The organism is Mycobacterium sp. TH-M11, assembly GCF_057473725.1.
The window spans coordinates 1-6,920 of sequence record NZ_JBYCLD010000121.1 but is presented as its reverse complement, the minus strand read 5'-3'; the positions used below and the strand labels follow the sequence as shown (position 1 = coordinate 6,920).

The window sequence follows — 6,920 nt, the reverse complement described above, 5'->3', positions numbered from 1 at the left end:
TGCCCGCCGATGACATCCACCTGGTAGCCGTTCGGGTACTGCAGAGCCGGCATCACAATCCGGGTCTGCGCGTCGGCGGCGAAGCTGCCCGAACCGTCAGCCATCGCGGTCGAGTAGTTGAAGTGGAAGATGCCGCCCACGAATGACCAGGCGTTCGGCACACCGGCGATCGTCTGCGGGTACGGCTCGGCCAGCGCTGCGAGTTTGGCGGCGTCGACGTTGTCGCCGACCGGCGGCAGATTCGTGTCGAAGACCAGCGCCTGGCCCTCCGGTGAGCTGCTGGCGACGTCACCGCCGGTATAGGCCCACTCCATCCAGCCGTACCGGAAGGGATTGGTGTGCGCCAGCGTGTTGGCGATGACACCGGCGTTGGCGGTGGCACCGAACTCGGTCATCAGTGCCGGAATATTGTGCGAGTCGGCATATGTCGCAGCGTTGTTCAACAGGATGTCGAAATTCAGCCCGCAGCCGAAGTCGATTTCGAAGACCGAATTCGCCAGGCAGTAGTTGTGGAACGCGAAGATCCCGTGCGGATCGTCCACGGCGCCCAGCGACGTCGGTATCGCCGTGTTGAACAGAAAGGTCGGCTCAAACAGCACCGGGGTGTTGGGGTCGACGGAGCGAATCGCCGCGGCCATCTGGTTGTAGAACGGCGTCAGGGTCTGGGCATCGAAGTGTGGGCTGCCCAGCACGCCCGACAGCCACGGCGAGCCCGGCCACGGCTCGTTGATGATGCCGTAGCCGGCCACACTGGCATCGTCCTTGAAGTAGTCGGCGACGTACTGCCAGGAACGCGCGTAGTGGTTGGCCAGACCGATGCCGTCCCCGGCTTTGGCGTTGGACCAGAACGCATCCCAGGCATGCAGCTGCGCGGGGTTGAACAAGTAGGTGCCGATCTGACCCACGTCGGGGTTGGGCAACCCACCGGTCAGCACCGCCCACTCCGGCGCGCCGTCGCCGCCGAAGCCGGCGCTGTAGAAGTCCTGGTGGAAGTCGAGGATGCTGTAAATGCCATGGTCGGACAGGGTTTGCACGGTCTGCTTGATCGCGGCGAGGTAATCGGGGTCGAACACGCCGGGCTGCGGCTCCACGCCCGCCCAGAGCACGCCTACCCGGACGGCATTGAAGCCGTTGGCGGCCAGGAACGCGGCGTCATCGTCGCCGAACCCGTCGGCGCCCGGGGTATACGGCGCGATCTTGTAGACCTGGTTGAGCCCGTGCAGGATCACCACCCTGCCTTCGCTGTCGGTGATCCAGGCGCCGGTGGTGGACAGGCCGGTGTAGGGGCCGCTGGCCGGGGCGCCGGCCAGAGTGCCGAAATGCCCGACCGAACCGTGGATGCCGAACATGCCGGCCGCGCCGCCGGCGCCGCCCAGCGCCGGCAAGCTTCCGGCGCCGCCATAGACCCCGTTGCCCGCGTCCCCACCGGCCCCGCCGACGCCGATCAACCAGCCGCCGGCACCGCCGTCTCCCCCATTGCCGCCGAGACCGCCCTCACCGCCGTCGCCGCCGGCACCGCCGTTTCCGAACATGCCCGCCGCTCCCCCGGCCCCTCCGCCACCGACTGCGGTGTTGTCCCAGCCGGCGCCGCCATCGCCGAACAGCCAGCCCGCGTCACCGCCGTCGGGATGCGCCTCGGTTCCCGCCGTACCGTCGGCGATCATCGCACCCCAGCCCAGCGCCCTACTGAGGTCGTTGAGCCCGTCCAGGATTGGCGTGTGACCGGTGCTGTGGATCCAGCTTTCGATGCCGGAGTGCAGCGGCGTGTAGATGAGCTGCTGCAACCACATCGTCGCATCGGCCGCTCCCGCGCTCGGCGCGGCGGACAACCCGGCGAGGACGTCGTTCCAGTGCTCCGGATCGAAGAATGCGTCCCAGGCCGCCGGCCTCGACAGCGCGGACCAGTCCACGCTGTGGGTGTCCGCACCCACGAACGGTGCCATCACCTGCTCAAGCACGTCGCCGATCACGTCGGCGCCCGCCGGGACCGGCACGGCCACACCGGCCACCAGAGCCGAACCCACTGCGGCGCCCAGCCGACGATTCAACTTCCCACTACGACGTCGAGCCATCTGGCGTGGACCTCTTTCGCGTCCCCACATAGCTGAGCATTGGATGTGCCCACCATGAACGATTCCAACAACCTAGCGGGCTGAGCCCCGATTTCGGCCCAAAGTCCCGAAATTGCGGCGTTGGCCCGGGCGAGACAGCGCCGTAGGCAAACCGTGACCCGGCCGACTCGCCGGTGTTACCGCTTTGATGCAGGATTTCAACAAGAACGTTCGGACAAATCTCGGGCACCGCTCGGCGCCGAACCAAGACGAGGGGGATGCATGCGAGGCTTCATGAGCAAGACGGGCGCGGGGGCGGGCTTAGTAGGCCTGATCGCCACCACGGGGTTGGCGGCACCGGCGCAGGCGAGCCCGGTGGACTCCTCGTTCCTGTCCGATCTGGCCGGGGCTGGCATCCCGGTCGCCGACCCCGCCGCAACGGCTGCCCTCGGCCAATCCGTCTGCCCGATGCTGACCGAGCCGGCCGGCACCGCCGCAGCTGTGGCGGCCCCGGTCACCGGCCTGGGCGGCGGGCCCAGCATGTCGCCCCAGATGGCGCAGCTGTTCACCGAGATCGCCGTGCAAATCTACTGCCCGCAGATGCTGTCGCAACTGGCCAGCGGCCAGATGCCGGATCTGCCGCAGATCCCGGGGATGTCGGTCGGGATCCCCGGCTTGTCGGGTGGAATCCCAGCCATTCCGGCTATTCCCGGGTTTTAGGAGCCCCTCGCGGCGCCGGGTTTGAGGTAGCTGACCAGGCTGACGTCGAGGACTTCGTCGATGAAGTAGTACTCGCAGCCGCGTAAGTACTTCAGGTAGCGCTGGTATACCTCGTCGGACTGAATCTCGATGGCCTTTTCCTTGTTGGCTTCCAACGCATCGGCCCAGACCTGCAGGGTCTTGATGTAGTGCGGCCGCAGCGAAAGCGCTTCTGGAACAGTAAAACCGGCCTTCTGGCCGTGCTCAACCATCATGTCGGTGGTGGGCAGTCGGCCGCCGGGGAAGATCTCGGTGAGGATGAACTTGATGAAGCGGGCGGTCTCGAACGTCAGCTTCTTGCCGCGCGCATTCAGATCGTAGGGGTGGTAGCTGACGCTGCTCTGGATCGTCATTCGCCCGTCCGTGGGCATGATGTCGAAACACCGTACGAAGAAGTCGTCGTAGCGCTCGTGCCCGAAATGTTCGAACGCCTCAATAGAAACGATTCGGTCGACCGGCTGATCGAACTCTTCCCACCCGTGCAGCAGTATTCGGCGCTCACGATCGGTAGCGATGGTGTCCAGTAGCCGCTGCGCGTAGGCATGTTGATTCTTCGACAGGGTGAGCCCGATGACGTTGACGTCGTAGCGCTCGATCGCCCGCTTCATCGTGGAACCCCAACCGCAGCCGATGTCGAGCAGCGTCATTCCGGGCTGCAGGTCGAGCTTGTCGAGATTGAGATCGATCTTGGCGATCTGGGCCTGTTCCAGTGACAGCTCCGGCGGCTCGAAATAGGCACAGCTGTAAGTGCGGGTCGGATCCTGGAACAGCGCGAAGAAGTCGTCGGAGAGGTCGTAGTGAGCTTGGACGTCGGCGAAATGCGGCCGTAAGGTCCTGGCGGCCGGAGTATCAGTCATCGCCAGGCCTACTTCTGCAAGGTGTACTGGTTGACGTCGATGTAGCCGGTGCGGAATCCGTTGGCGCACCCGGTCAGGTAATGCATGTAGCGGTCATAGACCTCTTGGCCCTGGATCTCGATCGCCTTGTCTTTGTTGCCTTCCAGCGCCGCCGCCCAGCAGTCGAGGGTCCTGGCGTAATGGGGCTGCAGCGAGTGCCTTCGGGTCAGAGTGAAACCCGCTCGGGCCGAATGCTCTTCAACCATCTCGATGGTGGGTAGCCGCCCGCCGGGGAAAATCTCGGTGGCGATGAACTTGATGAACCGGGCCATCGCGAAGGTCAGCGGCATGCCACGGTCGGCCATCTGCGGCAGCGTCAACCCGGAGATGGTGTGTAGCAGCATCACACCGTCGGGCGGCAGAACGGCGTGGGCCATGGTGAAGAAGTCCTCGTAGCGCTCATGACCGAAGTGCTCGAAGGCGCCGATGGACACAATCCGATCGACCGGTTCGCCGAAGTTCTCCCAACCCTCCAGTAGCACCCGCTTGGTGCGCTGACTGTCCATGCCGGCGAACATGGCCTCCACGTGGACGGCCTGGTTCTTGCTCAACGTCAGGCCGATGACGTTGACGTCATGGGCTTCGACGGCGCGCCGCATGGTGGCCCCCCAGCCGCAGCCGATGTCGAGCAGCGTCATGCCGGGCTGCAGGCCCAGCTTGCCCAGCGCAAGGTCAATCTTGGCGATCTGGGCTTGCTCGAGCGTCATGTCGTCGCGTTCGAAGTAGGCGCAGCTGTAGGTCTGGGTCGGGTCGAGGAAGAGCTGGAAGAACTCGTCGGACAGGTCGTAGTGCGCCTGCACGTCTTTGAAATGCGGTGTTAGGTTTTTCGGCATGACAATGTGCTCTCGGCTGGGGCCGAGAGCACCCCCCCTTCTAGTACTTTCCGAACGCGAGGGCCACGTTGTGGCCACCGAATCCGAAGGAATTGCTGATCGCGTATCGGTAGTCCCCCACCCGTACGTCACCGGCCACGACATCCAGGTCGATCTCTGGATCGATGCGGTGCAGGTTCAGCGTCGGCGGGACTACGCCGTCCCGCAGCGCCAGCACTGTCAGAATCGCCTCCACGGCACCGACCGCCCCGACCGAATGACCGAGAGCGGATTTCGGTGCATACACCGCGGCGAGGTGCCCGCCCATGGCGTTGTTGATTGCCTGGGCCTCGGCCAGATCGCCGATCCTGGTTCCGGTGGCGTGTGCGTTGATGTGGTCGATGTCGGTCGGAGCCAGGCCCGCAAGATCGATCGCTCGGGTCATCGCGTAGCCCGCGCGCTCGCCCTGCGGATCGGGCGCCACGATGTGGTGGCCGTCCGAGGTGATTCCGGCGCCCATCAGCCGGCCGAGAATGGTTGCGCCCCGCGCCTTTGCGTGCTCAAGAGTCTCGATGACGAGCAACGCGCCGGCCTCGCCGAATACAAAGCCGCTGCGGTCGGCGTCGAACGGCCGGCACGCGCCGGTCGGGTCGTCGTTGTGAGTGGACAACACGATGCGCATCGCGGCAAATCCCGCGATGGGAACCGCTTCGATCTTGGTCTCGACACCGCCGCAGATTGCGATGTCAGCCTCGTCGTAGACGATGTTGCGCCAGGCTTGCGCGATCCCCTCGGCGCCGGACGCGCACGCCGAGATCGGGGTGAAGACACCTGCTTTGGCGCCACGCTCCAGACCCACGGCAGCGGCCGCCGCGTTGGGCATGTACTTCTGCACGCCTAGCGGCGAGACCGCCTTCATACCGCGTTCCACCATGCCTTGGTAACCCCAGACCAGCTCCTCCGGGGAGCCGAGCCCGGTGCCGATCGAGACCAGCAATCTGCGTGGATCCACCTCTGGCGAACCGGCATTCGCCCAGACCCGACGGCCCAGGATGACCGCCATCTTCTGCAGGTACGACAGCCGGTGCAGTTCCTTGCGGTTCAGCTCGTGGTCGAAGTCCTCGAGCAGATGCCCGCCGATACGCACCGGGAGGTCGAACCGCTCGACGAAGGGGTCTTCGAGCTTACGGATGCCGCTTTGTCCGTCCAGCAGTTTCTTCCAGGTGTCCTCGGCGTCCGTCGCCAGCGCCGTCGTCATCGCGACACCCGTGACCACTACCTCGGGGAGGCCATTCCCGGTGGAAAGCCGAGTCCCTCTGGCCATGTCCGCACCTCGCTTCCGGGCCACTACTTAGTCAGGATGAACTGCCCGACATTGCTGATCCCTCGTTCGAAGAGGTCTGCGCAGCCGGTCAGATAGCGCAGGTAGCGCTCGTACACTTCCTCGGACTGGACGGCGACGGCGCGTTCACGGTTGTGGCGCAGATTGTCCGCCCACATGTCCAGGGTCCGGATGTAGTGCTCCGGCATCAAAAAGGCGTCCTGGATATGGAATCCGGCGCCTTGCGAGTACTCGTAGATGTCGTCGCGACCCGCCATCTCCCCACCGGGAAAGATCTCCTTGCCGAGGAATCGGACGAAGCGCAGATCGCTCATCGTCACCTTGATGCCATGCTCACGCCAATAGGTCTGCGGGTAGGTGAATATGCTGTGGAACAACATTCGACCGTCGTCGGGCAGAATGTCGTAGGCGCGTTCGAAGAACGCGGCGTAGCGAGCCTTCTTGAACGCGTCGAACGCTTCGATGGTGAAGATCCGATCAACCTTCTCGTCGAATTCTTCCCACCCCTGCAGGCGCGCCTCCGCACGGCGCTCGGTACCGATCCTCGCCAGAGTGGCCGCGCTGCGCGCGCAGTGGTTGCGACTGAGCGTGATTCCGATGACGTTGACGTCGAACTCCGTCACCGCCCGGACCAGTCCCGCTCCCCACCCGCAACCGACGTCCAACACCGTCATTCCCGGCTCGAGGTTGAGCTTGCGCAATGCCAAGTCATACTTGGCGTTCTGCGCCTCTTCCAGCGTCATGTCGTCGCGCTCGAAGTACGCACAGGTGTACGCCATCGTCGGATCGAGGAACAGCGCGAAGAAATCATCGGAGATGTCATATGCCGCTTGAGACTCTTCGTAGTACGGCTTGAGATCAGTCATCTGTGTCACCATGTCCTCGAAAGTCGCTTACGCCATTGCCTTTTCCATCGTGAACTGGCAGACGTCGGTGTAACCGTCACGGAACAGCTCCCGGCAACCCGTCAGGTACTTCAAGAACGTTTCGTAGGTCTGCTCGCCCTTGAGCTCGACCGCCTGGTCTTTGTGCGCTTCAAGTGCCTTGGCCCAGGTGTCCA

Annotated in this window: 7 protein-coding genes; 1 reads left to right on the top strand and 6 read right to left on the bottom strand. The window is 64.4% G+C overall.

Annotated elements, in window-relative coordinates; genetic code table 11:
* Positions 1 to 2,048, bottom strand: a 2,048-nt coding sequence (locus AC2VOG_RS05235; protein WP_486938856.1) for a cellulase family glycosylhydrolase, incomplete at its 3' end; no start/stop codon positions are given.
* Between the two features lie 297 nt (positions 2,049 to 2,345).
* Here AC2VOG_RS05235 and AC2VOG_RS05230 point away from each other — a divergent pair.
* Complete coding sequence (locus tag AC2VOG_RS05230; RefSeq protein ID WP_486938855.1) at positions 2,346 to 2,771, top strand: DUF732 domain-containing protein; 426 nt, start codon at positions 2,346 to 2,348, stop codon at positions 2,769 to 2,771.
* Here the strand turns inward: AC2VOG_RS05230 and AC2VOG_RS05225 are convergent.
* The 5 genes from AC2VOG_RS05225 to AC2VOG_RS05205 all read right to left on the bottom strand — a co-directional run.
* A complete protein-coding gene (locus AC2VOG_RS05225) occupies positions 2,768 to 3,667 on the bottom strand; it encodes a cyclopropane mycolic acid synthase family methyltransferase (RefSeq protein ID WP_486938854.1) in 900 nt (299 codons plus the stop codon). The two genes, AC2VOG_RS05230 and AC2VOG_RS05225, sit on opposite strands and share 4 nt — an antisense overlap.
* A gap of 8 nt (positions 3,668 to 3,675) precedes the next feature.
* Positions 3,676 to 4,539 (bottom strand): cyclopropane mycolic acid synthase family methyltransferase, encoded by an 864-nt coding sequence (locus AC2VOG_RS05220; protein ID WP_486938853.1) that lies wholly within the window; start codon positions 4,537 to 4,539, stop codon positions 3,676 to 3,678.
* A 40-nt stretch (positions 4,540 to 4,579) separates the two neighbouring features.
* A complete protein-coding gene (kasB, locus tag AC2VOG_RS05215; protein ID WP_486938852.1) occupies positions 4,580 to 5,842 on the bottom strand; it encodes a 3-oxoacyl-ACP synthase KasB in 1,263 nt (420 codons plus the stop codon).
* Positions 5,843 to 5,865: 23 nt separating this feature from the next.
* The gene (locus AC2VOG_RS05210; protein ID WP_486938851.1) at positions 5,866 to 6,726 is read right to left on the bottom strand and encodes a cyclopropane mycolic acid synthase family methyltransferase; all 861 of its coding nucleotides are present in this window, start codon (positions 6,724 to 6,726) and stop codon (positions 5,866 to 5,868) included.
* A gap of 27 nt (positions 6,727 to 6,753) precedes the next feature.
* A partial coding sequence (locus AC2VOG_RS05205) for a class I SAM-dependent methyltransferase (RefSeq protein WP_486938857.1) occupies positions 6,754 to 6,920 on the bottom strand: 167 nt, incomplete at its 5' end.